We start from the raw sequence: 25,935 nt of genomic DNA on the forward strand, positions 1-25,935 counted from the left end.
GAGCCGCGCTCGGACCGCGAACCCCAGCCGCCGGTGGCGCTGATCGGGGCCGCGCGACCTCTTGCGCGAGCCGAATGACACATGATACTTTCGGTCTCATATACGAGGTTCGGCACAGGCTGCGCCGATCAAGGGGCTGTGTCGGTGCTGGCGGATGCCGCTGGCGGATGCCGCCGACGCGGCGGCTTTCGCGTTGTGCCTGCTCATACTCCCCGACGGAGGCTCGGCCGCTGCCATCGTCGCCTTTGTGCGCGATGACAATGTCCTCCTCGAGGCGGTCATGGGGCTGACGTTCCTGTCCTTCCCCGCCACGATCTACTGCAACGCGCTCGTCGCCAGCAAGCTCTACGCGGCGGACACCAGTCCTGGCCATCGGCTCAGTTGGACGGCGGTGGGGAGCGACATCGTCACAGTGGCGTTCCTCGCCGTCTTGTTCGGTATTCTCGCCGCCAATGTGCTGCTGGTGGACAAGGCGGACGCCGGAGTCGTCCACGCTTTGCGCGTGGTCTGCTTGGTCTCGGCCTATTTGATCGGCGGGCTCTCGGCCCCGTTCCTCCTCGCGTTCGCGACGATCTCCAAGCGCGCCAACCTGTTCCCGTCCTGGCTCAACGCGCAGCTCTCCCCGTAGCCTCGCCCGCGTCGTCGGGGCTCCCGCCGACATCCGGCTTGCGGCAGGGTGAACTTTCGTGTTACCGCAGGTGAATCCTAGTGCGAGAGGCGCTGCGACCGCCGCCCTGGCTCGGTTCGACGCTGGTCTTGCGCTATATACTGCGCCCGTGACCAGTGTTCGGATCGAGGCTCCGTTCGCCCGGGAACTCTCCGGGATGGAGTCGTTCATGGCCGGTATGTCCGCGACGATCAACGCGGTCATCCGGGGCCGGGGCCCGCTCGACGAAGAAGCTCTGCGCCAGGCGCTTGCCTTGCTGCGGGCCAAGTACCCAGTGGTGGGCGGGCGCGTCGTGCGCGCGGCGGACGGCACGGGGCACACGTTGCGGCTGGACCGGGCCGACGCTCCGGTCTGCGCGGTCGAGGAGGGCGATCCGGACCGCCCGCTGCGGGACTCGGATCTGCTCCTCTGCGGCGGCGAAGCGCTCGCGTTGCGGGTGACCAGGCAAGGCGAGCGGTTCCGGCTCGTGTTCTCCTGCCATCATTCGCTCTCGGACGGCCGAGTGATGATCACGTATTTGGCCGAGATCTTCGCGCTCTACACGAGCCTGGTGACCACCGGGCGGGCAGAGGTCGGCCCGGCGCGACCGCTGCCCATGCCGCCGGAGGCGGCGCTGTCCGAGCGCGGCGTGAAAAAACTCGCCTTCGACGAGTTCCTCCGCCAGAGCTACGGCGAGGAGACCGCCGCGTTCTTCACCCAGGCGATGTCGTCCGCCGCTCCCCGCGAAGCCGAGGCCCCGGTCGAGGAGCCTGTCGCGCGCGCCCAGTTCGCCGTGGCCCATGACCGGCTGCGCCTGAGCCGGGAGCAGACCGCCGCGTTGATCGCGCTCGGCAAGCGCACCCAGATCAGCGTGCACGGGCTCGTGTCCGCCGCGTCGGTGCTCGCCGAACTCCTCTTGGAGGGCTCCCCCGACTTCTTGATCCTGCAGTTGCGCTCCGCCGTGGACGTGCGGACCAGGGTGAGCCCCTCAGTGGAGGACCCGACTTCGGTGACCAATTTCTCAGGGAACTCCACGACGCTGGTCCTCGCCCAGCGCGGGGACGACCCCATCGCCTGGGCTCGGCAGGTCCGCGACCAGATCGCGGTGGACCTCGAGCGCGGCATCATGCCGCAGAGCCTCCTGCAGATGTCCGGTCTGACGAACATCATGCGCGAACTCTCTGTCGCGGTGTCCAAGCCGATGCCCGACACGGTGTTCATCACGAACGTCGGCGTGCTGCCCGAACTGGTCGTGCCCGACTGCATAGTCCTGGAAGACGTGCACGGTGTCATCCACTCGGACCCGAGCCCCGAGCAGTTCGACGTCAAAGCGCAGCAGGCGCTCGGAGCCTCGCGCAACCACTCCTACCTGGTGTCCACTTTCGACGACAGGCTGAGCCTCGACCTGTTCCAGTTCGGCAGCTCGGGCGCGGACACCGCTTCGGTGATCAGGGCTTTGCAGAAGGCCTTCGACACGCTCCTCGCCTGATTCCGGGGTCCGCGCGGCGATCTGCGGCTCCCGCCCGCGCGGGTTTTTCAAGGCGGCGAGGGACCAGGGTACTCTGCGGTGGTGACTTTTGGACCTCGTCTCGCCGTGCTGGTCTTGGCCGCGGGCTCCGGGACCCGGATGCGGTCGAAGATCCCCAAGCCGCTGCACCGGATCGCCGGGCGGAGCATGTTGGAGCACGCCGTGCGTGCTGCGGCCGCCCTCGAACCTGCGCATTTGGCGGTCGTGGTCAGCCCGCAGGGGGAGCGTGTGGCGGAGGAGGCCGCGCGGGTCGGCGGGCTCGTCGGCGTGCCCGCGTCCATCGCGATCCAGCCCGTCCCGGACGGCACCGGCGGGGCGGCCGAAGCGGGGTTGGCGGCGATCCCACCGGACCCCGACGGCAAGCCTTTCGGCGGGACGGTGCTGGTCATCTACAGCGACTTCCCCATGCTTGACGGCGCGACGCTCGGCCGGTTCTTGGCCAGCCACCACGAGAGCGGGGCCGAGGGCTCGGTCCTCACCCGCGTCGTCGCGGAGCCCTACGGCTACGGCAGGATCTTGCGTTCGTCGGACGGCGCGCTGGTCGGCATCGTCGAGGAGCGCGAAGCCACCGACGAGCAGCGCCGCGTCTTGGAAGTGAACTCCGGGGTGTACGCGTTCGAGGCCCCGCTCCTGCGCGCGGCGCTGCCGGACCTCGGATCCGCGAACTCGCAGGGCGAGCGGTATCTCACCGATGTGGTCGAGATCGCGCTCGGCCAAGGCCGCTCGGTCATCGGGTCCGTCGCCTCGGACCCGGTGGCGTTGGAGGGCTGCAACGACCTTGTGCAGCTCGCCGATCTGGCCGCCGAGTTCAACCGCCGGATCCTGCGCGGGCACATGCTCGCGGGCGTCACCGTCGTGGACCCGGCGAGCACCTGGATCGACGTCGGGGTCGAGATCGAGCCCGACGTGCGGATCGAGCCCGGCACGCAGCTCAAGGGGGCGACCTCGGTCAAGGCCGGGGCGCAGATCGGCCCGGACACCACGCTGGAGGACACTGCCGTCGGCGAGGACGCGGTCGTGTCCCGAACGCACGCGACCTGCGCGCAGGTCGGCGACCGCGCGCAGGTCGGGCCGTACGCGTACCTGCGTCCTGGCACCGTCCTTGGGGCCGAGGGCAAGATCGGGACGTTCGTGGAGACCAAGAACGCGAAGATCGGAGCCGGCAGCAAGATCCCGCATCTGACCTACGCGGGGGACGTGGTCATCGGGGAGCACAGCAACATCGGCGCGTCGAGCGTGTTCGTCAACTACGACGGCGTGAACAAGCACACCACCGTCGTCGGCGACCACGTCCGCGCCGGGTCGGATACGATGTTCGTCGCGCCGCTCGCTGTTGGGCACGGGGCGTACACCGGGGCCGGTACTGTCCTCACCGAGGACGTCCCGCCCGGTGCTCTTGCCGTTTCCTCAGGAAAGCAGCGCATCATTCCTGAATGGACGCTTCGGAAACGGCCCGGAACGAACTCCGCGAAAGCGGCGGCCGAAGCGCTCGGCTTGGATGAAGGAGAAAGCAGCACGTGACCGCGCAGTGGATCGACAACCGCAAAAGCCTCATGCTTTTCTCCGGTCGTTCGCACCCGGAGCTGGCCGAAGAGGTGGCCAAGGAGCTGAAAGTCCCGATCAGCCCCCAGGTTGCCAGAAGCTTCGCCAACGGCGAGATCTACGTCCGGTTCGAGGACTCCGTCCGGGGCTCGGACGCTTTCGTCCTGCAGAGCTTCCCCGCCCCGCTCAACGAGTGGCTCATGGAGCAGCTGCTCATGATCGACGCCCTCAAGCGCGGTTCCGCGAAGCGGATCACCGCCATCCTGCCGTTCTACCCCTACGCGCGCCAGGACAAGAAGCACCGTGGCCGCGAGCCCATCTCCGCGCGCCTGATCGCCGACCTGCTCAAGACGGCGGGGGCGGACCGGATCATCACCGTCGACCTGCACGCCGACCAGGTGCAGGGCTTCTTCGACGGGCCGGTGGACCACATGCACGCCAGGGGCACGCTGACCGAGTACATCAAGCAGCACTACGACCTCGACGACATCGTCGTCGTGTCGCCGGACTCCGGCAGGGTCCGGGTGGCGGAGAAATGGGCGGACGGCTTCGGCGGCAAGCCGCTCGCGTTCATCCACAAGACCCGCGACCCGCTCGTCCCGAACCAGGTGACTTCGAACACCGTCGTCGGCGACGTCAAGGGCCGCACCTGCGTGATCATCGACGACATGATCGACACCGGCGGCACCATCGCGGGGGCCATCCGGCTCCTGCACGAGAGCGGCGCGAAAGAGGTCATCGTCGCGGCGACGCACGGCATCCTCTCCGATCCCGCCGCCGAGCGGCTCTCGTCCTGCGGGGTGAAAGAGGTCATCGTCACGAACACGCTGCCGATCCCCGAGGACAAGCGTTTCCCCGGCCTCACGGTGCTGTCCATCGCGCCGTTGCTCGCCCGCACGATCCAAGAGGTGTTTGAGAATGGCTCCGTTACCTCGCTCTTCGACGGAATCGCATAGCGTGACCGGCCAGCTCTCCGCCTTGACCGCGCTGGAAGCCGAGGCTGTGCACATCATCCGCGAGGTGGTCGCGGAGCTGGAACGTCCCGTCCTGCTCTTCTCCGCGGGCAAGGACTCCATCGTGCTGTTGCGGCTCGCGGAAAAGGCGTTCGCGCCGAACCCGCTGCCCTTCCCGGTGCTGCACGTGGACACCGGGCATAACTTCCCCGAGGTCATCGAGTTCCGCGACCGGCGCGTCGCGCAGGCGGGGCACAAGCTGCTCGTCGCCTCGGTGCAGGAGTCCATCGACAAAGGGCGCGTCGTGGAGAACGGCCCTTCCCGCAACCAGCTGCAGACCCGCACATTGCTCGACGCGCTGGCGGAGGGCAAATTCGACGCCGCGTTCGGCGGCGCGCGGCGCGACGAGGAGCGCGCGCGGGCCAAAGAGCGGGTGCTCTCCTTCCGCGACGAGCACGGCCAGTGGGAGCCGAGGGCGCAGCGCCCCGAGCCGTGGACGCTCTACAACACCCGGATCCGCCGGGGCGAGTCGATCCGCGTGTTCCCCCTGTCGAACTGGACCGAGCTCGACGTCTGGCGCTACATCGAAGCCGAGCAATTGGCCCTGCCGAGCGTCTACTTCGCGCATGAGCGCGAGGTCTTCGAGCGCGACGGGATGCTGCTCGCCGTCTCCGATCTGATCCAGCCCGGTCCGGGCGAGGCCTCGTCGGTGGAGTCGGTGCGCTACCGGACCGTCGGCGACCTCACCATCACCGGGGCGGTGCGTTCCACGGCGGCCACCATTCCTGAGGTGATCGCGGAGATCGAGGCGACGAACATCTCCGAGCGCGGGCAGACCCGCGCCGATGACAAGGTGTCCGCTTCCGCCATGGAAGACCGCAAGCGCGCTGGTTATTTCTGATCTTCGCCGACAGCAGGCGCAGACGAGGCTCGCACGGCTGGGACGGCGAGGCGGCTCCCGTTCGGGGAGCCGTGGTCGGGTAGTGGCGCCCGCCCGGAGCGGCCGCCACTACCCGAGTCTGGGGCCGCCCGCGAGCGGGGCGGCTGTTGGCGAGTCCGGGCCGGGCGCGGCGGCCCGGACGAGCGTGCTGCTCGGGCGCGTTCGACACCTTCAGCTCGGACTTTGTTGTGGTCAGGATCGTAGCAGGTGGGTACTTCCTGGATCAAGATACCTGGAAGTCTTTTCCGGGGGTCGGGGCTCGCGGCTTGGGCGATGCGCTTGGCCGAGCTCCCAGGCAAGGCCGGTATTCTGAATCCATGCAGTCCACAGCCCCGGTCCGTCAACTTTTGCGCCTCGCCACAGCAGGATCGGTGGACGACGGCAAGTCCACGTTGATCGGCAGACTCCTCCACGACACCGGCAGCCTGCCCGAGGACCAGCTCGCGGCGGTGACCGGGGAGTCGGGGGAGATCGACCTGGCGGCGGTCACCGACGGCCTGCGGGCCGAGGCGGAGCAGGGCATCACCATCGACGTCGCATACCGCTATTTCTCCACCGAGGGCCGCGATTACATCCTCGCCGACACCCCAGGCCACGAGCGGTACACCCGGAACATGTTCACCGGCACCTCCACCGTGGACGTTTCGATCATCCTGGTGGACGCGCGAGTCGGCGTGGTGCGCCAGACCCGCCGCCACGCGATGATCGCGCGTTTGCTCGGGGTCCGCCACGTCATCGCGGCGGTGAACAAGATGGATCTGGTCGGCCTGGACTCCGGACGATTCGAAGAGGTGCGCGGGCAGCTGCGCGACCTCGCCGAGCGGATCGGGATCCCGGACCTGCTGGTGATCCCGGTGGTGGCGAAGGACGGGGACAACATCGTCCGCCGCTCGGACCGCACGCCGTGGTACGACGGGCCGATCCTGTTGGAGCGGCTCGAATCGGTCGAGCCGTCTGAGGAGGCGGAGCTCTCCCCGGACGTGCGGCTGCCGGTGCAGCAAGTGATCCGGCTCCCCGGAGGCGGGCGGCGCTACGCGGGGAAGCTCGCGAGCGGGACGTTGAGCGTCGGGGACGTGGTGACGGTGCTGCCAGAGGGCGCGTCCGCGACGGTGCTGGCCATCGACGTCCTCGGCGAGCCGAGCGAGAAGGTCGTCGCCCCGCGCTCGCTCGCGGTGGAGCTTTCCGAGGACCTGGACGTCGGGCGGGGCGATCTGATCGCGGGCGGGGCGAGCCTGCCCACCGCGTCCCGCGAGCTGGTCGCGGTGGTCTGCTGGATGGGGGAGGAGCCGCTGCGCGAGGGGTCGCGGCTGCTGCTCAAGCATTCCACCCGATGGGCGCTGGCGCAGGTCGCCGAGATCCGCCACCGCCTGGACGCGGAAGAGCTCACGCAGGTGCCGAACCCGGAGCAGCTCGGGCTCAACGACATCGGCGAAGTCGTGCTGCGCCTGGCGAACGACGTGGTGGTGGACCCGTACCAGCAGAACCGGGAGACCGGCTCGTTCATCCTAGTGGACGAGCTCGGCAACGACACCGTTGGCGCGGGATGCGTGATCGAGGGCAGGGCGGCCTCGTCCGAGCGCCGGGCCGAGGCCCGTTGGGCGCAACCGGCCGCCCCGAGCCTGTCGTCGGCGGGAGTGCGGTGGGCCTTCGGGCCGGGGGCGGCGGAGGCCGCCGCGCGGGCCGCTGCCGAGTCGGGCGCGTACGCGCTCGACGTGCGTGCGCAGTTCGACGGGCTTTCCTCGGATTTGACGGGCTCCGCCGTCGACGCGGCGGAGCACCGCCGCCGCGTTGCGTATGTGGCGCTGGTCCTCGCGGACGCGGGCGTGGCGGCCGTGGTGGCCGACCCGGACGGGCAGGAGGCCGACCTCGAGCAGGTCCGCGCGTTGGCGGACCTCGCGGGCAAGCGTTTGGACGTGTTGTCCGGGGAGTGATCCGGCCGAGCCCGCGAGCAGCTTATATGAAAATGATTTTCATTTCATATAAGCTGCTCTAGGTGAAAGAACACCGAGAGGAAGTCAGCGCGTCCTCGGCGGAGCGGCCAAGCCTCGACGCGCTCGTGATCGGGGCCGGGCCCGCAGGGATCGGGGCCGCTCTGGCCCTCGGCGACGTCGAAGACCTCTTCTTCGGCGTCCTTGAGCGCGGCCAAGTCGGACAGACCTTCTTGGACTGGCCCGCGCAGCAGACCTTCCTCACCCCCTCGTTCACCGGCAACGGCTTCGGCGCGACCGATCTGAACTCGATCCACCCGCTGACCTCGCCCGCGTTCAGCCTTGGCGTTGACTACCCGGACGGTCCGCAATACGCGCGCTACCTGAACGGAGTGGCGGAGCATTTCGATATCCCGATCCTGGAAGGGGCCGAGGTCACCGGCGTCCGGCCCGGACCAGACGGGTTCACGGTGGCCTCGAGCCGAGGCCCGGTGACCGCCCGCGCGCTGATCTGGGCGGGCGGGGAGTTCGCCGACCCCGCGCCGCTGGACTTCCCCGGTGCGCGCTGCCTCGTGCATTCCAGCGCGGCCGAGGCGTGGGAGCGCCGCGACGGCCATGTGGTCGTGATCGGCGGCTACGAGTCGGGGATCGACATCGCCTGCCACCACGTGCGGCTGGGAGCTTCGGCGACCGTGGTGGACCCGGCCTCCCCGTGGGAGGGGGCGAGCACGTCCGACCCCTCGTTCCGGCTCGCGCCTCGCTCCAATATGCGCCTGGCCGAGGTGTTGCGCACCGGTCGGCTCACGCTCGTCCCCGCAGCGGCCCTCGCCGTCTCCGTCGAGCCGGACGGTCGGTTCGCCGTCCTGCTCGACGACGAGAGCCTGATCGTCTCGGACCGGCCGCCGATCTCGGCGGTCGGCTTCGGCCCGGGGCTCGGCCCGGTCGCGGAGCTCTTCGAGCGCCGCGAGGACGGCTGGCCGCTGGTGGACGAGGACGACCAGTCCACGATCACGCCGGGGCTCTTCCTGGTCGGGCCCGCGCTGCGGCACAGCGGGTTGAAGTTCTGCTTCGTCTACAAATTCCGGCAGCGCTTCGCCCATGTGGCCCGCGTCATCGGGGAACGCGCGGGCAAGGATTGCTCGGGGCTTGAGGGCTGGCGCGCGGCGGGGATGCTGGCGGACGACTTGTCCTGCTGCGGGGCCGAGTGCGCGTGCTGACCGAGCTGGTCCCGGCTCAGGTCCGGTCGGCGGGCGGCGGCGTGCGCGCGGCAGCTCCCATGATCGGCGCGGTCGCACTCGGCTCTTGCGCAGGGACGCTGGCCCCTTCGTTCGGCGCGGCGCTGGGCGGGGCCTCCGACGCGGCGATCCTGCTGCTGGTCGGGCTGCTGTTCTTCGAGCTGAGCTTCGACGGGCTCCCGGCGGCACGGGGCAGCCGCGCGATCCTCGTGGCGCTCGGGATGAATTTCCTCGTCGTGCCGCTCTTCGCGGCCGGGCTGGTCACGGCGCTCCTGCCCCAGGGCGATGCGCGCCTCGGGGTGCTGATCTACTGCTTGTTCCCGTGCACCGACTGGTTCCTCGGCTTCACCCGCGTCGCCGGGGGCGACACCCGCCTCGGCGCAGCGCTCATCCCGATCAACATGATCGCGCAGCTCGCGCTCTTCCCTGTCTATCTGGCGTTGTTCGCCGGGGTCAAGGTCGGCGCGGTCCTCGCCGAAGCCGCCCCGACGCTTATGACCTGGTTCGTGCTGCCCGCGGGCTTCGGCGCGCTCGCGAGGCTCCTGGTCGGCGCGGCGTTGCCCGAGCGCGCCGCCGCGCGCCTGTCCGAGTCCGCCGGGCGGCTGATCCCGTGGGCGATCTCGGGCGTGATCCTCAGCCTGTTCGCCGGGAACGCCTCGGAGATCTTCGCCCGGCCCGCCATGTTCGGCGCGGTGCTCGGAACGGTGTTCGTGTTCTTCGTCGTGGTCTATTGGCTCGGCGAAGCCGCCGCCCGCCTCGCCAGGCTGAGCCCCGCCGAGCACGTGCTGCTCACGATGACGACCTCGGCGCGCAACGCGCCGCTCATGCTCACCCTCACCAGCCTGGTCCTCCCCGCCCGCCCGCTGGTCTCCGCGGGGCTCGTCCTTGGCATGCTCGTGGAGTTCCCGCACCTCACGGCGGTGTGCCAGCTCGTCAGCGCTCGTCGTCGGGCAGCGAGGCGGCGATAGCCTCCCACGCCTGGTGGAGGTGGCCGCAGGCCGGCCCGGTCTGCGTCAGGACGGTGACGCACCGATGGTTGTGGTCGTAGAGCTCGATGGCGGAGGCGAGCCCGAGCGCGCCGAAGCCGAGCGCCGCGGCCACGTGGTGCGAGGAGCACAGCTGGCCGCTCTCCGCGATCAGCCGCTGGTTGAGCGCGGAGACGACGATGGTCCTCGGCAGAACCTTCCCGCTCGCGCGAGACGTGCCGGTCGGTGACCACTGCGATGCCGCCGGATTCGCGGGCGAACGCCTCCAACTCGTCGCAGAGCGCGTCGACGGCGCGCACCAGCGCCTCGGCGTTCGCATCGGGGTCGGCGAGGTCGGCCCGGTACCGCATCCCGAACCGCCGCACGGGAGTGTGGCGCTGTTCGCGGGTCTTGAGCATGTCCAGGTGGGTGAGGATCGGGGAGGGCACGACGATTTGCGGGGCAGCGGCGGCCCCGCTGTTCGGCTTCGCGCCGAGCGCGACGCGCAGCGTCATGCTGTCCGCCTCGCGGATGCTGTCCAGCGGCGGATTGGTAGCCTGCGCGAACCGCTGCGAGAAGTGCTTCGCGACCCCGCCCTCCTGGTTGGAGAGCGCGTTGATGGCGGCCCCGTAGCCCATTGCGGAGATCTTCTCCTGCCCTGTGGCGAGCATCGGGTCCATTAGGAACTTGAAGCTCTCCTGGTTCAGCGAGTACGCGACGTAGCGTTGGTGGCGGTCCAGGTCGCCGTTGTGGCGCGCGGGCGAAGTCTGCTCCTCCGGCGGGATCGGCGGCAAATCGGCGATGCGCGCCCGCGCCAGCAGGGCGGGGTAGTCGTGCCGGGCCGCGAGCATTTCCAATGCCTCGGTCGTGGTGTACGAGCGGCGCTCGGCGCGTCCGATATAGCTTTAGTCAAAGCTAACCTAACTCGATATTGGTTGCCTAATCGCGCCCCCGTGCGGGCCAGGGGCTAGGCTCAGTCCATGAAGATCGTGATCGCCGGGGGCGCGGGCGCTCTTGGTTCCAGGCTCGCCGACGACCTCGCCGCGCGGGGGCACGAGATCGTCGTCCTCACCCGCTCGCCCAAACCGGGTCCCCGGCACCGCCACGTGCGGTGGGACGGGGAGAACGTCGGCCCGTGGGCGGCCGAGCTTTCCGGGGCCGCCCTGGTGAACCTGGCGGGGGAGATCGTCGACCGCCCGCCGACGAAGCAGAACATCCAACTGCTCACCGACTCCCGCGTGCGCTCCACGCGGGCGCTCGTCGCGGCCTCGGGCCAAGTGGACGAGCAGATCCCGGTGTGGGTGCAGGGCTCGACGCTCGCTATCTACGGCGACGCCGGCGAGGCCGAACTGACCGAGGACTCTCCAGTCGGTGAAGGCTTGCCGCAGATGACCGGGGTGGCCAAACCCTGGGAAGAGGCGTTCGAGGGGGCCGTCGCGGGCTCCAAGGCGGTCCTGCGCACCAGCATCGCGCTGGCGACTGGCACGCCCGCGCTGGACAAGCTGGTCACGCTGGCGAAATTCGGCCTCGGCGGCAAAGTCGGCTCCGGGCGGCAGTGGTTCAGCTGGATCCATATAGCGGACTGGCTCGCCGTCGCGCGTTTCGCGCTCGACGGGAACATCGAAGGCGCGGTCAACGCCACCGCGCCGAATCCGGTGCGCAACGAGGAATTCATGGCCGAGCTGCGGCATGTGTTGCACAGGCCGTGGGCTCCGCCGACCCCGGCGTTCGCCGTGCGGCTCGGGGCTCCGATCCTGCGCACGGACGCGGCGCTCGCGCTCACCGGTCGGCGCGGCTTCCCGAAACGCCTGACGGAGGCGGGGTTCCAGTTCCAGTTCCCCACGCTGCGCGGGGCGCTCGCGGATCTGTTGGGATAGCCCGGACTCCCGAACGGGCCCCTTTGGCGGGGGTCTCGCGCGAGGAGCCTGGCCGCTGCTCGGGCGGGAAACCGTATCGCTCGCTGGCGGGCGGGCGGCTCCGAAGAGGGGCTGGGCCTCGACCCCGCCTTCTCGGAGCCCCAGATCTGCCGATCTGCCCGGAACGCGCAGTCCCAGTGCGCGCGGATACATCACTTCCGCCTTGGTGATGTCTGCCATAAATGAGACGGACTTGGAATAGCCGCTCCCGTCGTCCGGTTGTTTCTGTTGTTTCGTCAACAATTGTGTGCGCAAGCTTGTTTTCACGATTGGAAACATTTCCATATGTAAATATTTGCTTACGCGCCGATTTTCTCTATTCGGCAGTATCGAATCGCGAGAGGAACAACGACATGCCGGGAGCGTCCGAGGAAAAGGAAACCGGAACGTCGAAGGGCGTCTTCGCCGGAAGGCTCCGGGGAAGACGCGCGAGGCTGGCGGAGTCTTCCTTCTGGCTCCTGCCGGTGTACGCGCTCTACGTGCCGGTGATGGGGGTCACAGGAGTCGACAAATTCGCGCACTCGGATGTGGTGATCCCTTTCTACGAACGAGAGTTCGCGTCGACGTTCATCGCCGCCTTCCCCGGCACCGCCCTTTCGATGTATGGGATAGCGCTGCTGGAGGTGTCGGCCGCGGTCGCTTTTCTGGCGAGTCTCGCCGCTCGTGAATTTTTGCCGGGGAGAAGGAAGATATTTTTGAAATCGGGCTTCTTCCTGGCCTCGATCACTTTCGCCGCGCTCACCTTCGGACAGAGGGTGTTGTCGCAGAGCGACCGGGGCTCGTCGCACGTGCTGCCGTTCCAATTGTTCGTGTATACGGCGTTAACACTGGTGCTATGGCGGCTCTCGGCCAATGCCGAGGGAAAGACAACGAACGATCTCCACGAGTAATCGCAATTATTATTTCTGAAAGGAATGGCCATATGCCCACCATTTTCGATCCGGTCAAGCTGGGTAAAGCGGAGCTGCGGAACCGGATAGCCATGGCTCCGATGACCCGGAGCCGGGCGAACGCGGACGGAAGCCCGGCGGAGATCACCGCAGAATACTACGCGCAGCGGGCCGGCATAGGTTTGCTCATCGCGGAAGGCACGCAGCCCTCGGATGAAGGGCAGGGCTACAGCAACACTCCTGGCATTTACACGCCGCAGCACATCGCGGCCTGGAGAAAAGTGAGCGACGCGGTCCACGCCGCCGGCGGCCATATTTTCGTGCAGCTGATGCACGTCGGGCGGATAGGGCATCCGGCGAACACGCAGCGCGGCACGGCTCCGGTGGCCCCTTCCGCTGTGCCGCTGCGCGAGCTGAAGATGTTCACCGCGGACGGCATGCGGGAAATACCGCTGGCGCGCGAGCTCTCCCTCCGCGACATCGACGAGACCAAAGAGGCGTTCGCGACAGCGGCTCGGAGCGCGGTCGCGGCAGGTTTGGACGGCGTCGAGCTCCATGGGGCGAACGGTTATTTGCTGCACCAGTTCCTGTCTCCCAACACCAACCTGCGCTCGGACGAGTATGGCGGCAATCGGGACAACCGGCAAAGGTTCGTCGTCGAGGTCGCTCGCCGCGTGGCTGAGGAGATCGGAGCCGACCGCACCGGAATCCGGCTCAGCCCAGGGGGGACGCAGGGCGAGATCGAAGAAGGCCCCGGCTACGTGGACGAGTATGTCGCGCTCGCCGAGAAATTGTCGCAGATCGGGCTCGCCTATCTGCATATCGCGTTCCTCCGCCCTGTCGTCGAGGAGGACGAAGAGCTGCTTCGGCGGGTCCGCGAGGTTTTCCGGGGGATCGTCATCGTGAACAGGGCCGGGCGTCCCGTCGAGGCTATCGGCCAAGACATCGCCCGAGGGGTCGCGGATATAGAGGCCATCGGCGTGTTGGCGCTGGCCAATCCGGACCTGCCCCGCAGGCTTCGGGACTCCCTGCCGCTCAATGAGCCCCGTTCGGAATTCTTCTACGGAGGCGGCAGCACGGGCTACACGGACTACGCGGAATACTCTGCGTAGTCCGAGGGCGGGCGACGGTTCCGGGGTGGGCGCGACCAGCTGGTCGCGCCCACCCCGGAACCGTCTTAGGCGCTGAACCCTCCGTCGATGGTGAGGTTCGCCCCAGTGATGTACGAGGCGCTGTCGCTGGCGAGGTAGACGGCGAACGAGCCGATCTCCTGGACGGTCCCGTAGCGGGAAAGGGCCATCGCGGCCAGCATCGTTTGCGCGTGCGGGCTGTCGACCGGGCTCATGTCGGTTTCGACCGGTCCGGGCTGGATCGTGTTCACCGTGATGTTCCTGGGCCCCAGCTCGCGGCTGAGGCCTTTGGTGAAGCTGGCGATCGCCCCTTTCGAGAGCGCGTACACCGATATGCCGGGGAACGGGACCCGCTCCGCGCTGCAACTGCCGATGTTGATGATCCGCCCGCCGTCGGGGATATGCTTGAGCGCGGCACGGGTCGTCCAGAGGACTCCTCGGATATTGACGTCGATCATGGCGTCGATCTCTGACGACGTCAGGTCGGCAAGGGGGGAGATCGAGCTGACTCCGGCGTTGTTGACGAGAATGTCCAAGCCGCCGAACGTCTGTGCCGCGCGTTCGACAGCGCGTTCTGCGTCCGCTTCGAGCGCGCTGTCGGCTCGGAACGCCTCCGCCGCGCCTCCGAGGGACTCTGCGAGCTGGAAAGCGGGCCCCTCGGAGTTCGAATATGTGAAGAGCACTTTGGCCCCTGCGGCGACGAGAGACCGGACGACGCCTGCGCCGATCCCGCGCGCGCCTCCTGTGACAAGTGCCGTCTTCCCCTGTAGCGATTCCACGGTGAGCGCTCCTTCAATTCGTTCGTGTCGTTCGTGCCGGGCGGCAGGGCTTCCCGGAGCTGATGCGATGGGCCGACAGATTGTCAGGGCGGGTATACGGCCCACAGTATAATTGCAACTGCAACTATACTGTGGGCGGCAACATCGTGGCGGCCTGGAATATTCCGCAGCTCTTCTGGGAACTACAGAGGGGGCGAACTACAGAGGGGCGCCGCCCGGAGCGGACCTCGTTCCCCCCCGGCGCGCCGCGCATCCGCTCTCCGCCCTCGAGCCTCCGCCCTCGAGCCTCCGCCCTCGAAGAAGCTGGACGGCGTGGGGGAATCCGGACGTGTCTTTTTATGCCAGCGAGCCCTCGCGGGGCTCCGGGCTTCGCGGGCTCATCGACTGCGCCGCATGCCTTTCGCCCGGCCCAGCCGCCGGTCCTGCGGTTGCGCTGTGTTCAGGGCCAGCCAACGTTCGCCGTCCGCCGCCGCGCGGCGCACCCCGCCGGTCTCGTAGAGGAAATCGCCGACAACGCCGACCACAGGGAGTTTGCCAAGGAGCCGGTAGCCCGACGCGCCGTGCGGCCGCTTCTCCAGCTCGGCGGTGATCGACCAGGCGATCCTGGCGATCTGCCACAACCCGGCCGGCACCTTCGTCCAGGCGGGGAGGGGCGATGCCGCGCTCTTCTCGCGGGCGGGAGCATGCTCGGCGAGCGCCTCATCGCCGAGTTTGCGGCCGCAAAGCACTTCGCCGAGCATGCGGACCAGCTCGGCCCGGTCGGTCACGTCGTGCTCGCGGGCCACCGCGCACAAGACGGTCGCCTGCGTGGCGAACCCGAACGCGTCCTGGACCGGCAGACGGTCGGAGAGCGCCCCGAACACGCCGGGCGCGCTCGCGACCGCCGAACCGATCGCGCCGATCCGATTGGTCCACCAGCGACAGCGCTCTTGGACCGTTTTCGCATCCCAGCCCGCAGTCCCCGGCAGGTTCCGCGCCTGCGTCAACGCGGCAGCTCGGTCGAACACCTTGCTGGCCTTCGAGGAGCCGTGACTGCCGGGTTCGCGCCGCTTGAGCTGCAAAGGATCGGTCTCCGCCATTCGGTCGAGCAGCGGGACGGCGATAACGACCACCCAGCTCAGCGTCTGAGCCAGTTGACGGTCGGGGATCGTCGGGGAAGGCAGCAACATAGGTACGAGGGTAGCGATGTTCCCCCCACAATGCCGGGGGAAATCGGCGGACGAGGCGCTGGACCGCCTCAGCTCACACGGCGCGCGGCGCTTGCCTCAGTTCACACAGCGGATGTCGCTCGAGGCGGCCGAGAGCGGGTGGTCCGCGTCGGGCGGGCCGTCCGCTTCGGGCTGCGGCGCGGGGTCCGGGGTCTGCACCGTGATCGTCGTCGCCGAATCGCCCGCGAGGACCAGCCGCACATGCCCCGCGGGCAGCGAGCTGTCCACCTCCACCGGGAGCTGGCCCACCACTCCGGAGAGCTGCGAGACCACCGCGTCGTCCGCCGAATGCGCGTACACGGCGCTGGTCTCGGGTTTCGTCCCCCGGTATTCGCCGACGTCGCCGGTGTTGAGCCCGGCTTCCCCGAGCCCCGCTGCGATCTTCTGCGCGAGGCCGGGGATATTGCTCGCGTTCTCCACGTCCACGGTCGTCTCCGGCTGCGCGGACTGCGGAGCCTGGTCGTCTTGCTTCTGCGCGTTGAGCAGGCCGCGGAAGTACGCCTGCACGGAAGCCGGGTCCACGACGACCACGCTCTGCCCGCCGGGGGTCTGCCCGTCCGGGTCGACGACGGGGACCGTCGCGAAGCGCACTTTGCCGCCGCTCAGGTCGCTGAGCTTCGACGCGAAGTCCAGGATGTTCCACTTGTCGTCAATCGCGACCGAAGTCTTGACCGCGTCGACGATCTGATTGATCCGCGACGGGTCGCGCAGGAACTTCCCCGAAAGCGCCTTGCGGGCAAGGGCGGCCATGAACGCCTGCTGGCGGACGATCCGGTCCAGATCCCCTCGGGGCAGGTCGTGGCGTTGACGGACGAAAGAGAGCGCTTGCACGCCGTCGAGGGTCTGGCGCCCCGCGGGGAAGTTCGCCCCGGACAGCGGCTCGTCCACAGCGTCGTTCAAGCACACGTCCACGCCGCCGAGCGCGTCGGTGAGCTCCACGAAGCCCAGCAGGCCGACCTCGGCCATATGGTCGATCGAGACCCCGGTGAGGTCCTGGACGGTCTGGAAGAGCGCCTTGCGGGCCGCCAGCGTGGACTGCCGGTCGGCTTCGGCATCGCTCACCCCGGACTTCACCAGCTGGATGCGCGCCGCCTCCTTCGTGGAGCCGTACACCGAGTTGATCTTGACCTGGCCGAGGCCCGGAGCCTTGACGAACGCGTCGCGGGGGATCGACACCGCCGTGGCGGAGCTGCCGGACTTGGGGATGCGGACCAGGATGATCGTGTCGGTGTTGACCGTGCCGTCTTCCGCGTCCCCGCCCGCGTGCAGTTTCGCGCGCATGTCCCCGGTGAGCGCGTTGCCCGCCGCGTCCGTCCGGCTGTCCACGCCGACGAGGAGGATGTCCTCCGCCCCGTCGTCGCTCTGGGACATGCTGTCGCTCAAGTCGAATTTGAAGATCAGCCCGTCGTTCGTCTGGTAGTAGTCCCACGCCTTGCCGGTGAGCGTGAGCGCCATGAGGGAGCAGACGGCCGCGATCACCCTCGGCCTGGTGATCGGCGAACGGGCCTTGCCCGCAGCGGCCTTGCCCGCCGCGCTCGGGGGCCGCCCCCACTTCGCCTCGCCCGGACGCGCCCCCGGAACCCGGGGGCGCGTCGGACAACTTCCTCATAACCTCGCTCATCGCATGGACTAGGCTAGCGTGCTGTGGAGCTAGGGACGAGACATTGAACGCGCGAGTCGAACGCTTGGTGATCACCGGAGCCGGGGGGCAGGTCGGTTCGCGGCTCGCCCAGGTGGCCTCGGAGCACGAGTACAACGTGCTCGCGCTCGCGCGCACCCAGCTCGACATCTGCGACGAGGACGCGGTGGCCGAGACGCTGCGGCCGGGCGACGTCGTGGTCAACTGCGCGGCGGAGACCAGTGTGGACACCGCGGAGTCCGACTCGGCGCGAGCCCACCAGATCAACGCCGAGGCGGTTGGCAATCTCGCAGCGGCGTGCGACCGGATCGGCGCGCGGTTCATCCACGTCTCCACCGACTACGTCTTCGCGGGGCAAGAAGAGGGCTGGTTCTCGGTCCGCCTCGCCCGTCCGTACGAGACCGACGACGAGCCCCGCCCCATCCAGGTGTACGGGGAGAGCAAGCTCGCGGGCGAGCGCCTCGCCTTCGAGCGCAATCCGCGCAGCGTCGTGGTGCGCACCAGCTGGGTGTTCAGCGGCGAGCGCAACGGGATCGACTTCGTCTCCACCGCGCGCGAGCAGGCGGAGAGCGGCGGGGTGATGCGCGCGGTCACCGACCAGGTGGGCTCCCCGACGCATTCGCTCGACCTCGTGTACGGGCTGATGGAGCTGGTGTGGCGCGGGGACGAGGGCGCGCTCCTGCAGTTCTGCAACACCGGGGGATGCAGCCGCTACGACCTCGCGCGCGCCGTGTTCGAGGAGCTGGGGGCCGATCCGGGGCTGGTGCGGCCCTGTATGAGCTGGGAGCTCTCCCGTCCTGCCTCGCGTCCGCCGTACTCGGTCCTCTCGGTCGCCTCTTGGGTGCAGCGCGGGCTGCGCCCGCCCCGAGCCTGGCGCGACGCGCTGCGTTACGCCCTCACGCACGGATGACGCCCCGATTCGCGATCGTCACGGTGACGTACTCGCCGGGCCATCATTTGTCGGAGTTCTTGACCAGCGTCGCGTCCGCGACTGCTGCCGACCCTTTGGTCGTCATGGTGGACAACGGCTCGGTGGACGGGGCTCCCCAAGCCGCCGCGGCGCAGCACCCAAGGGCCGTCTTGGTGCAGGCCGGCGAGAACCTGGGCTTCGGGCGGGGGGCGAACCTCGGCGCGGCGAAGGTCCGCGAGCTCGTCCCGGACGCGGAGTTCTACCTCGTGGCGAACCCGGACGTGGTGTGGACGGAGGGCAGCATCGACGCGCTGCTGGAAGCGGCGCGGCGTTGGCCGGGCGCGGGCGCGTTCGGGCCGCTCATCAGCGAGCCGGACGGCTCGGTGTACCCGTCGGCGCGGGCCGTGCCGACGCTGCTGACCGGCGCGATGCACGCGGTGCTCGTCGGCGTGTGGCGGCGCAACCCGTGGACGAGGCGGTACCTGCGCCGCGACGAGGAGCCCGCCGAGCGGGAGGCCGGGTGGCTGTCCGGAGCCTGCTTGCTGCTGCGCAAAACGGCGTTCGACGAGGTCGGCGGCTTCGACGCGCGGTACTTCATGTACTTAGAGGACGTGGACCTCGGGGACCGGCTGGCCAAGGCCGGATGGGCGAACGTGTACGTGCCAAGCGCGCGGGTGGTCCACGCGCAGGGGCACTCCACGAAACGCCATCCGGCGCGGATGCTGCGCGCGCACCACGACAGCGCGTATCGTTTCTTCGCCGACCGGCACGCGGCGGCGTGGCAAGCTCCGTTACGGCTCGCGGTGCGATGTGGTTTAGGGTTGCGGGCCAAGATTGTGATCGCTCGGCGCGGAGCGGCGGAATAGCGGAGCGGCGGAATAGAAGAGAAGGCGAGCGCATGAACGACAGCACACAGAACAACGCAGTGCAAGCAGTGGTGCTGGCCGGAGGCATGGGCACCCGGCTGCGCCCGCTCACCCTCACCTCGCCCAAGCCGATGCTGCACACGGCGGGCGTCCCGTTCTTGAGCCATCTGCTCGGGCGGATCGCGGAGATCGGCGTGACCAAGGTCGTCATCGGCACCTCCTACCGCGCGGAGGCGTTCCACGACCATTTCGGCGACGGCTCCAATCTCGGCCTCGAGCTGCAGTACGTGAGCGAGAGCGAGCCGCTGGGCACCGGCGGCGGCCTGCGCAACGCCTTCGAATCGCTCGAAGCCCCGACTGTGCTGGTCTTCAACGGGGACGTGCTCTCCGGCGCGGACCTTGGCGCGCTGGTCGCCCGGCACGAGGAGGCCGACGCGGACGCGACCCTGCTGCTCACCAGGGTGCTCGACCCGAGGGCGTACGGCTGCGTGGTCACCGGCGGCGACGGCAAGGTGAAGGCGTTCTTGGAGAAGACCGAGGCTCCGCCGACCGACCAGATCAACGCGGGCTGCTACGTGTTCAAGCGCGAGGTGATCGAGTCGATCCCCACCGGGCGCGCGGTGTCCATCGAACGTGAGGTGTTCCCCGGACTGGTCGCCAAGGGCAAGGTGTACGGCCACGTCGACAACGGCTACTGGCGGGACATGGGGGTGCCCGAGGACTTCGTGCGCGGCTCGGCTGACTTGGTGCGCGGCATCGCGCCCTCCCCGGTGCTCGGCGGCGCGCGGGGCGAGGCGCTCATCCCCGAAGGATCCAGCGTCGCGCCAGGCGCGCTGGTCATCGGCGGCACCGCGCTCGGGCGCGGCGTGGAGATCGGCGCGGGAGCCCGGCTGGACGGCGCGGTCGTCTTCGACGGCGCGAAAGTCGAGGCCGGTGCGGTCGTGGAGCGTTCGATCCTTGGTTTCGGGGTGCGCGTCGGCCCTCGCGCGTTGATCCGGGACGCGGTGATCGGCGACGGCGCCCAGATCGGGGCCCGCTGCGAACTGCTCTCCGGGGCGCGCGTCTGGCCGGGCGTCGCGATCCCGGACGGGGGCTCCGCTTCTCCTCGGACGTCTGACCCGAGGGCCCAGGCGGAGCCTCGCCGCGAGCGTCCAGGTGCCGTCCATATGCCTTGACAGGCCACGATTCAGAGGCCACTATGGAAGAAAGCCTCGCGCGATGCGACCGAACCGAAGGAGGTGGTGGACAGATGAGTAGCAGTTCTAGTCATAGACAGACCTCGACCCTGATCCCGTCTATCCGTCTTCGGTTTGCTCGCGGCCAGCGCTGATCTCCCTGTTCGGCGAAGCCGTCTTCAGCGCACTTGCCGTTGTCGCGAGACAAGCCGCCCGCTCCGAAAGGAGAAGGCCATGGCTTTCGTCCTCCACCACACCCCCTCCGTTTTCGAGCGCGCTCTGTCCGACCGTTGCCGCCACGCGGCCCGTTGGCTGCGCGCCGCCGTGCTCATGAGCGAGGAGGAGCGGACGCTCGCCCAAGCGATGCAGACCCCGCTCGCCGTGATCAAGCCCGCGAACACGCGTCGGCGTTAAGGCCCCGTCAGGGCGTTTGTCCTGCTGGCAGCTCAGCCCGGTTGGGCTGCCAGCAGGACATCAAGAATTCGTTTACTTTTCGTTCACTTTGCGTTTCCCTCTTGACCACTTTGCGTTGTTCTTGCATGATGGAGGGCCAAGTGCTGCGAAAGCAGTGTGCAAAGGAGTGCATCATGTCTGTTGTTCGGTCCCCTCGCATGAGCCGCATGCGCCGCTGGGTTCGGATCGCGGCGCACCTGACCCCCAGGGAGCGCGCGATGTCTTTGGCGTTGCAGTCGCCCCTCGCGGTGCTGCCCCGCCGCCGCTGACGCGAACCGGCCTCACATTCGGACGTCGGACCAGGGGTTCTTCCCTCAACGCGGGTAAGGCTGGAATACGCGGGCTTCGAGAAGGTCGATGAATTCTTCGACGGAAGCCGCGCGCTCCTCGGTCTTTTGCCAGCCTTCGGCGGCCCAGGTCAGGAGCAGCGGGCTGCGGGAGATGCGGGTGTCGAGCGCGAGCCAGGCTCCATCGCCCTCGCCAATGAGCAGGTAACCAGGGTTTTCGTTGATTTCAGGGATGTCGCTTGCCTGCGTGCGGTCGATGATGGCTTGCGGGTCGAAGACGCTGACGTAGTTGCCGGTCTGCATCCAGCCGCCTTGGAGGACTGAGGGGCCGCGCAGATAGCGCGCCCACCCCTCGGGCACCGCCAGGCCAAGCTGCTCGCGGACGGATTCCACTGCTGCTTTCGAGTAACCGGCGCGATAGGTGAGCTCTGGGTACGATCCCAGCGTTTCGGGGCCGAGTCCCGCGAGCTGGCGGCCGAAGCAGCTCGGGTCGGGGAGGGGCAATCGGTAGATGTGCCCGACGAGCCCTGGCCGGATGGCGGCCCTGCCCTCCGCGATCACGCTGTGCGCGTCTTCTCGCACGACGACGTCCGACGCGCGGGGCGTGGCGCAATGGCCGAGCATCTCGCCAAGCGGAACCAACGGGGTTGCTTCGGCGACGAGCAGGAACGCCCAGCCATATGCCTTGTCGATCGAATCCCAGTGGTCGTATCGCCAGTACACTTTGCGTTCGGCCCATGTGGGATGGCGTTGGCGCAGCGCCCGTGCCTCTGCTTCGGTCGGGGCCACCAGGTCGAGCCCGCCGTCGTAGGGGTGGGCGAGCCGGGTGAAATCCGCGTTGGCGATGAGCACGCCCCACAGGGACCCTTGGTCGATGTCGCGCAGGTAGTCGTCGAACGCGCCGCGCCGCCAACGGACCTTCGCGATATGGAAGTCGGTGACGGTCTCGAAGTCGTCGTCCTTGTGTGGCGGCGCGCGGAACCACAGCTGGCAGCCCGGAACGACCTCGTCCGGGACGGGATTGCCGTGGCAGATAATTCCTGAGTCCGGGTCGGCGGGCTCCACGGTCGGGAACACGAAGTACAGGTCTTCCCCCGGCGCGAAGAATTCGCCGAAGAGCGTGTTGTGCCGCGCCAAGAGGATACGGAGGTCTTCCGGAGTCTCCACGTAGCGCTTGTGCGGCAAGGAGTAAAACCGGACGTGCTGGCCCCGTGAGCCGGGGATATAGTGCCCGATGGGCCGTTCGCCAGGCCAGCGCGTCTCCCAGGCTCGCTGCGCGCGCGCCAGCTCGGCGGGGTCGATCATCGCTCGACCAGGTACGGCCCCGCGTCCCACTTCGGCCTCGGGCCTGCGGGTTCGGCGGGATGGCCGATGGCGACCGCGCCGAGCGGGGACCAGCGGTCGTCCAGGCCCAAGACCTCCCGCACCACCTCTGCGCTGAAGATGGTCGAGCCGATCCAGCAGCTGCCGAGGCTCCGGGCGGCGAGCGAGACGAGCAGGCCTTGGACCGCCGCGCCGCCCGCGACGAGGAACATGGTGCGCTCGCAGTCGTTGCGGCGCTGGTCGCGGTAGGTGTGCGCCCCGTCGGGGACGAGGAACGGCAGCACCACCTCCGGCGCGCGGAAGAGGATGTCGCCCTTGGCGAGGCGGCGTTGCACCTGGTCGGCGGTGAAGGGGTCGGACTCCAAATCCGCCTGCCACGCCTCGCGCATCCTGCCGAGCAGCCGCTCGCGCAGCGCGCGTTCGCGCAGCCACACGAAACGCACTGGGTGGGTGTGGTGCGGCGCGGGCGCGGTGAGCGCGTCCGCGACCGAGGCGCGCAGGTCTTCGGGGTCCACCGGCTCGGCGGAGAACTGGCGCGTGGAGCGCCGCGCCGGGACCGCGTCGAGCCTGCCCAGCTGCATCGCCTCCTCGACTCCGAGATTGAAGAGGTCGTCCTCGATGGGCCGCTGCAGGTCGCGGGCGGTGGAGCCGTCGTCTTGCGGGCGGAAGCCCCGGACCACCGCGACCGGAGTCCCGCCGATTTTGCCTTTGACTAGGTCTGCGGCCCCGGACAGCTCGTCGGCGATGGCGACCTCGGTGACCTGCAGCTCGTTGCCGTGCGCGTCGAAGGAGCCGCCGTAGCGGTGCAGGACCGCGAGGCCCGCGGAGCCGATCGCGTTGTCGGTCTGCCCCATCCGCCAGGCCCGCCCCATCGTGTCCGTGATGATCACGGCGACGTCCGCGCCGACGAGCTCGCGCAGCCGCTCGCGCAGCTGGGCCGCGCTGGCGTCCGGGTCGAGGGGCAGCAGGGCGAGTTCATCCTGGCGCAGGTTCGACCCGTCCACCCCCGAGGCGGCGGCGACAATGCCGAGCCGGTTCTCGGTGATCAGAGTCCGGTTGCGCCGGGCGAGCACGCGTCGCGCCTCTTTGATGACGAGTTCGCGGCGCAGCGCGTCGCGCTCCTCTGGGTCGGCGGGGGCCGGGATGACCTGGCCCTCGACCTTCGAGACGACCTTCGAGGTCACCACGAGGATGTCGCCGTCCCGCAACGCGACAGCGGCGGCGATGGCCGCCGCGAGGTCGTCGCCCTGCTGGAATTCGGGGAGGCCGAGGACGGGGAAGATCGTCAGCTCCGCCGAAGCGTGGTCCTCGACCACATGGTCTTTGGTCACAGCGTCACCCCGGCCAGCCCCAGCGCGCGGCGGGCCATCGCGGCGGTCGCGTCGGCGTCGGTCATCAGCAGCGGCACGGCGAGCGAGCGGACGCCGGGGATGAGCGCCTGGTCGGTCTCATGGACGAGCCAGCCGTCCAACAGGCCCGTGTCCAAACGCGCGCCGTAGAGCGCGCCGACCGCCTCCGCCGAGCTTTCCACGCCGATGGCGGCGAGGCATTCGTCGGCCATGCCCCGCAGCGGCTTGCCGCCTATGATTGGCGAGAGGCCGACGACCGGCGCTTTCGTCTCGCGCAGCGCCGCGCGGATCCCTGGGATCGCGAGGATCGCGCCGATAGAGACCACCGGGTTCGACGGGGCGATCAGCACGGCGTCCGCCTCCGCGATGGCGGCGAGCGCGGCGGCGGTGGGCTTGGCCTTCTCCGCGCCGACGAACGCGAAGCCGTGCGTGGCGACCTTGGAACGGTGCTTGACCCACCACTCCTGGAAGTGGATCGCCTTGCGCTCCCCCGACGCGGGGTCGGTCACCACGACGTGGGTCTCGCTGCGCTCGTCGGTGACCGGAAGGAGGCGGACCCGAGGCTGCCAGCGGGCGCAGAGCGCCTCGGTGACGTCGGTGAGCGCGTAGCCGGCCGTGAGCATCTGGGTGCGCACCAAATGCGTGCCGATGTCGCGGTCGCCGAGCGTGAACCAGGTCGGCTCCACGCCGTACGCCTTGAGCTCGTCCCACGCGCTGTAGGTCTCGTTCTTCTGCCCCCAGCCGCGCTCGGCGTCCACGCCGTCGCCGAGGGTGTACATGCAGGAGTCCAGGTCGGGGCAGATCTTCAGCCCGTGCATCCACGCGTCGTCGCCGACGTTGACCACGGCGGCGATCTGCGCGCCTTGGCTCGCCGCCTCCAACAGGTGGCGCAGGCCGAGCAGGAATTTGGCCCCGCCGACGCCGCCAGCCAGTACCGTCACTTTGAGGGTCATGCTTGCTCCCGTGCTGTCGCGGTCTCCCAGACCAGTCCGGCGAACAGCCGGACCCCGACCGCGAGCGCGCGCTCGTCGGCGATGAAATCGGGCTGGTGGATGTCGCACTGCGGCCCCTCGCCCGACCAGACCCCGAGCCTGGCCATCGCGCCGGGCGCCTCCTCCAAATACCAGGAGAAGTCCTCGCCGCCGCCGGACTGCGCGGTCTCCGCGAGGGCGTGCTCGCCGAGCCGGGCGACCGCCGACGCGAACAGGGCGGTGGAGGCCGGGTCGTTCACCACCGGCGGCACGCCGCGCTGGTACCGCAGCCGGTGGCGCACCCCGAGCGGGGCCAACAGATCGCGGACGAGCTCGGCGATCACCGGCTCCAACTGCAGCCAAGTGCGGTAGTCGCTGGTCCGGGCGGTGCCTTTGAGCTCCCCGGTCTGCGGGATGGCGTTGGGCGCGGAGCCCGCGTGCGCCGAGCCGAACGTGACGACGGTGCCGGTGCGCGGATCGACCCGCCTGCTCAACAGGCCGGGCAGGCCGGTGACCACCGTGCCCAAGGCGTACACGAGGTCGCCGGTCAGATGCGGACGGGAGGTGTGGCCGCCGGGGGATTCGAGCGTGAGATGGATCGTGTCCGCGGCGGAGGTGATCGCGCCCTCTTTCACCCCGACCTTGCCGACCTCCAGATGCGGGTCGCAATGCACGGCGAAGATGCGCTCCACCCCGTTCAGCTCGCCCGCCGCGACCACGTCGAGGGCCCCGCCCGGCATGACTTCCTCTGCGGGCTGGAAGATCAGCCGGACCCCGACAGGAAGGTCCGGCTGCTGGGCGAGGAAAGAGGCCGTTCCGAGCAGGACCGAGGTGTGCAGATCGTGGCCGCACGCGTGGCTGACGCCGTCGACGCGGGAGGCGAAGTCGAGCCCGGTGGCCTCCGCGACCGGCAGGGCGTCGAGGTCGGCGCGCAGCGCGACGCGGCCCCCGGCCTCCGGGCCGATGTCACACACCAGCCCCACGCCGACGGGCAGCCGCCTCGGTTCGAGCCCCAGCGCGCGCAGGTGGCCTTCGAGGAACGCGGTGGTCGCGTGCTCGTGCCGGGAGAGTTCGGGATGCTCGTGCAGCTCCCGCCGCCAACGGACCAGCTCGTCCCCGTGTGCGGCCAGCCACGAGTCCAGCCGCTGCGAAAGCTGGGAGACGGGCCGGGTCGAAGTCACCCGGACACTGTACTGGAATTCACGCCTGCTCAGGCGAGCGATCCATTTCGTTGTCCGCCGTCCGAGGGGGGACGCACCCGCCGAGCGGGCCGGTCGGGTTCGTTGCTCCTGCCCAGGTGCG

At 69.2% G+C, this 25,935-nt stretch carries 22 protein-coding genes and 2 pseudogenes; 16 read left to right on the forward strand and 8 right to left on the reverse strand.

Annotation, left to right across the window (positions count from 1 at the left end; genetic code table 11):
• Window positions 1–154: 154 nt before the first annotated feature.
• The 8 genes from HMPREF9336_RS02470 to HMPREF9336_RS02505 all read left to right on the forward strand — a co-directional run bounded on the left by HMPREF9336_RS02470 (window position 155) and on the right by HMPREF9336_RS02505 (window position 9,740).
• Window positions 155–628 (forward strand): hypothetical protein, encoded by a 474-nt coding sequence (locus tag HMPREF9336_RS02470; protein ID WP_007471673.1) that lies wholly within the window; start codon window positions 155–157, stop codon window positions 626–628.
• Window positions 629–776: 148 nt separating this feature from the next.
• A complete protein-coding gene (locus HMPREF9336_RS02475; RefSeq protein WP_244431582.1) occupies window positions 777–2,135 on the forward strand; it encodes a phthiocerol/phthiodiolone dimycocerosyl transferase family protein in 1,359 nt (452 codons plus the stop codon).
• 78 nt (window positions 2,136–2,213) lie between these two features.
• Complete coding sequence (gene glmU, locus HMPREF9336_RS02480; RefSeq protein ID WP_007471671.1) at window positions 2,214–3,695, forward strand: bifunctional UDP-N-acetylglucosamine diphosphorylase/glucosamine-1-phosphate N-acetyltransferase GlmU; 1,482 nt, start codon at window positions 2,214–2,216, stop codon at window positions 3,693–3,695.
• 32 nt (window positions 3,696–3,727) lie between these two features.
• Window positions 3,728–4,672, forward strand: coding sequence for a ribose-phosphate diphosphokinase (locus HMPREF9336_RS02485; RefSeq protein WP_051357236.1), 945 nt, complete (start codon window positions 3,728–3,730; stop codon window positions 4,670–4,672).
• Window positions 4,635–5,570: a sulfate adenylyltransferase subunit CysD gene (gene cysD / locus HMPREF9336_RS02490; protein ID WP_021029967.1), complete on the forward strand. Its 936-nt coding sequence runs from the start codon at window positions 4,635–4,637 to the stop codon at window positions 5,568–5,570. The genes HMPREF9336_RS02485 and cysD overlap by 38 nt, the downstream gene beginning before the upstream one ends.
• Window positions 5,571–5,926: 356 nt before the next feature.
• Window positions 5,927–7,540 carry a sulfate adenylyltransferase subunit 1 gene (locus HMPREF9336_RS02495; RefSeq protein WP_040584570.1) on the forward strand — a complete coding sequence of 538 codons (1,614 nt, stop codon included), beginning with the start codon at window positions 5,927–5,929 and terminating at the stop codon, window positions 7,538–7,540.
• Window positions 7,541–7,602: 62 nt separating this feature from the next.
• Window positions 7,603–8,754: an NAD(P)/FAD-dependent oxidoreductase gene (locus HMPREF9336_RS02500; protein ID WP_007471667.1), complete on the forward strand. Its 1,152-nt coding sequence runs from the start codon at window positions 7,603–7,605 to the stop codon at window positions 8,752–8,754.
• Window positions 8,742–9,740, forward strand: a complete 999-nt coding sequence (locus HMPREF9336_RS02505) for an arsenic resistance protein (protein ID WP_007471666.1) — start codon at window positions 8,742–8,744, stop codon at window positions 9,738–9,740. The genes HMPREF9336_RS02500 and HMPREF9336_RS02505 overlap by 13 nt, the downstream gene beginning before the upstream one ends.
• Window positions 9,741–9,846: 106 nt before the next feature.
• Here the strand turns inward: HMPREF9336_RS02505 and HMPREF9336_RS17780 are convergent.
• A pseudogene (locus HMPREF9336_RS17780) lies at window positions 9,847–10,639 on the reverse strand (glutamate synthase central domain-containing protein); the annotation flags it as partial.
• 78 nt (window positions 10,640–10,717) lie between these two features.
• On the opposite strand from HMPREF9336_RS17780, the gene HMPREF9336_RS02515 reads away from it, so the two are divergent.
• The 3 genes from HMPREF9336_RS02515 to HMPREF9336_RS02525 all read left to right on the forward strand — a co-directional run bounded on the left by HMPREF9336_RS02515 (window position 10,718) and on the right by HMPREF9336_RS02525 (window position 13,655).
• The gene (locus HMPREF9336_RS02515; RefSeq protein ID WP_007471664.1) at window positions 10,718–11,614 is read left to right on the forward strand and encodes a TIGR01777 family oxidoreductase; all 897 of its coding nucleotides are present in this window, start codon (window positions 10,718–10,720) and stop codon (window positions 11,612–11,614) included.
• A 392-nt stretch (window positions 11,615–12,006) separates the two neighbouring features.
• Window positions 12,007–12,543, forward strand: a complete 537-nt coding sequence (locus tag HMPREF9336_RS02520) for a hypothetical protein (protein WP_007471663.1) — start codon at window positions 12,007–12,009, stop codon at window positions 12,541–12,543.
• Between the two features lie 32 nt (window positions 12,544–12,575).
• Window positions 12,576–13,655: an alkene reductase gene (locus HMPREF9336_RS02525; protein ID WP_007471662.1), complete on the forward strand. Its 1,080-nt coding sequence runs from the start codon at window positions 12,576–12,578 to the stop codon at window positions 13,653–13,655.
• 65 nt (window positions 13,656–13,720) lie between these two features.
• On the opposite strand, the gene HMPREF9336_RS02530 is transcribed toward HMPREF9336_RS02525, so the two are convergent.
• The 3 genes from HMPREF9336_RS02530 to HMPREF9336_RS02540 all read right to left on the reverse strand — a co-directional run bounded on the left by HMPREF9336_RS02530 (window position 13,721) and on the right by HMPREF9336_RS02540 (window position 17,139).
• Window positions 13,721–14,452, reverse strand: a complete 732-nt coding sequence (locus HMPREF9336_RS02530) for a 3-oxoacyl-ACP reductase family protein (protein WP_007471661.1) — start codon at window positions 14,450–14,452, stop codon at window positions 13,721–13,723.
• A gap of 377 nt (window positions 14,453–14,829) precedes the next feature.
• Window positions 14,830–15,621, reverse strand: coding sequence for a hypothetical protein (locus HMPREF9336_RS02535; protein WP_007471660.1), 792 nt, complete (start codon window positions 15,619–15,621; stop codon window positions 14,830–14,832).
• A 96-nt stretch (window positions 15,622–15,717) separates the two neighbouring features.
• Window positions 15,718–17,139 carry an LCP family protein gene (locus HMPREF9336_RS02540; protein ID WP_021029971.1) on the reverse strand — a complete coding sequence of 474 codons (1,422 nt, stop codon included), beginning with the start codon at window positions 17,137–17,139 and terminating at the stop codon, window positions 15,718–15,720.
• 185 nt (window positions 17,140–17,324) lie between these two features.
• Between HMPREF9336_RS02540 and rfbD the strand changes: the two genes are divergently transcribed.
• The 5 genes and pseudogenes from rfbD to HMPREF9336_RS19160 all read left to right on the forward strand — a co-directional run bounded on the left by rfbD (window position 17,325) and on the right by HMPREF9336_RS19160 (window position 20,972).
• A complete protein-coding gene (rfbD, locus tag HMPREF9336_RS02545; protein WP_040584573.1) occupies window positions 17,325–18,209 on the forward strand; it encodes a dTDP-4-dehydrorhamnose reductase in 885 nt (294 codons plus the stop codon).
• A complete protein-coding gene (locus tag HMPREF9336_RS02550) occupies window positions 18,206–19,075 on the forward strand; it encodes a glycosyltransferase family 2 protein (protein WP_021029972.1) in 870 nt (289 codons plus the stop codon). The genes rfbD and HMPREF9336_RS02550 overlap by 4 nt, the downstream gene beginning before the upstream one ends.
• A gap of 32 nt (window positions 19,076–19,107) precedes the next feature.
• Window positions 19,108–20,192: pseudogene (gene manB / locus HMPREF9336_RS02555) on the forward strand (mannose-1-phosphate guanylyltransferase).
• Window positions 20,193–20,484: 292 nt separating this feature from the next.
• Window positions 20,485–20,664, forward strand: a complete 180-nt coding sequence (locus tag HMPREF9336_RS02560) for a hypothetical protein (RefSeq protein WP_007471654.1) — start codon at window positions 20,485–20,487, stop codon at window positions 20,662–20,664.
• Window positions 20,665–20,837: 173 nt separating this feature from the next.
• Window positions 20,838–20,972 (forward strand): hypothetical protein, encoded by a 135-nt coding sequence (locus HMPREF9336_RS19160; RefSeq protein WP_021029973.1) that lies wholly within the window; start codon window positions 20,838–20,840, stop codon window positions 20,970–20,972.
• Between the two features lie 45 nt (window positions 20,973–21,017).
• Here the strand turns inward: HMPREF9336_RS19160 and HMPREF9336_RS17330 are convergent, their stop codons facing one another.
• From HMPREF9336_RS17330 to HMPREF9336_RS02580, 4 genes are read right to left on the reverse strand one after another with little or no spacing between them, the layout of a single operon-like run.
• A complete protein-coding gene (locus tag HMPREF9336_RS17330; protein WP_007471653.1) occupies window positions 21,018–22,295 on the reverse strand; it encodes a DUF3885 domain-containing protein in 1,278 nt (425 codons plus the stop codon).
• Window positions 22,292–23,644 carry a coenzyme F420-0:L-glutamate ligase gene (locus HMPREF9336_RS02570; protein ID WP_007471652.1) on the reverse strand — a complete coding sequence of 451 codons (1,353 nt, stop codon included), beginning with the start codon at window positions 23,642–23,644 and terminating at the stop codon, window positions 22,292–22,294. Before HMPREF9336_RS02570 ends, HMPREF9336_RS17330 begins: the two co-directional genes overlap by 4 nt.
• Window positions 23,641–24,615 (reverse strand): 2-phospho-L-lactate transferase, encoded by a 975-nt coding sequence (cofD, locus tag HMPREF9336_RS02575; RefSeq protein WP_007471650.1) that lies wholly within the window; start codon window positions 24,613–24,615, stop codon window positions 23,641–23,643. The genes HMPREF9336_RS02570 and cofD overlap by 4 nt, the downstream gene beginning before the upstream one ends.
• The gene (locus HMPREF9336_RS02580; protein WP_007471648.1) at window positions 24,612–25,814 is read right to left on the reverse strand and encodes a M20 family metallopeptidase; all 1,203 of its coding nucleotides are present in this window, start codon (window positions 25,812–25,814) and stop codon (window positions 24,612–24,614) included. The genes cofD and HMPREF9336_RS02580 overlap by 4 nt, the downstream gene beginning before the upstream one ends.
• Between the last annotated feature and the right edge of the window lie 121 nt (window positions 25,815–25,935).

This window comes from Segniliparus rugosus ATCC BAA-974 (assembly GCF_000185725.2).
GTDB lineage: Bacteria > Actinomycetota > Actinomycetes > Mycobacteriales > Mycobacteriaceae > Segniliparus > Segniliparus rugosus.

Bases quoted from the DNA above. Each gene is read 5' to 3' on its own strand.
- HMPREF9336_RS02470 (WP_007471673.1), top strand. From the start codon at position 155: ATGCCGCTGGCGGATGCCGCCGACGCGGCGGCTTTCGCGTTGTGCCTG.
- HMPREF9336_RS02485 (WP_051357236.1), top strand. From the start codon at position 3,728: ATGCTTTTCTCCGGTCGTTCGCACCCGGAGCTGGCCGAAGAGGTGGCC.
- cysD (WP_021029967.1), top strand. From the start codon at position 4,635: ATGGCTCCGTTACCTCGCTCTTCGACGGAATCGCATAGCGTGACCGGC.
- HMPREF9336_RS02495 (WP_040584570.1), top strand. From the start codon at position 5,927: ATGCAGTCCACAGCCCCGGTCCGTCAACTTTTGCGCCTCGCCACAGCA.
- HMPREF9336_RS02515 (WP_007471664.1), top strand. From the start codon at position 10,718: ATGAAGATCGTGATCGCCGGGGGCGCGGGCGCTCTTGGTTCCAGGCTC.
- HMPREF9336_RS02520 (WP_007471663.1), top strand. From the start codon at position 12,007: ATGCCGGGAGCGTCCGAGGAAAAGGAAACCGGAACGTCGAAGGGCGTC.
- HMPREF9336_RS02525 (WP_007471662.1), top strand. From the start codon at position 12,576: ATGCCCACCATTTTCGATCCGGTCAAGCTGGGTAAAGCGGAGCTGCGG.
- HMPREF9336_RS02535 (WP_007471660.1), bottom strand. From the start codon at position 15,621: ATGTTGCTGCCTTCCCCGACGATCCCCGACCGTCAACTGGCTCAGACG.
- HMPREF9336_RS02550 (WP_021029972.1), top strand. From the start codon at position 18,206: ATGACGCCCCGATTCGCGATCGTCACGGTGACGTACTCGCCGGGCCAT.
- HMPREF9336_RS02560 (WP_007471654.1), top strand. From the start codon at position 20,485: ATGGCTTTCGTCCTCCACCACACCCCCTCCGTTTTCGAGCGCGCTCTG.
- HMPREF9336_RS19160 (WP_021029973.1), top strand. From the start codon at position 20,838: ATGTCTGTTGTTCGGTCCCCTCGCATGAGCCGCATGCGCCGCTGGGTT.
- HMPREF9336_RS17330 (WP_007471653.1), bottom strand. From the start codon at position 22,295: ATGATCGACCCCGCCGAGCTGGCGCGCGCGCAGCGAGCCTGGGAGACG.
- cofD (WP_007471650.1), bottom strand. From the start codon at position 24,615: ATGACCCTCAAAGTGACGGTACTGGCTGGCGGCGTCGGCGGGGCCAAA.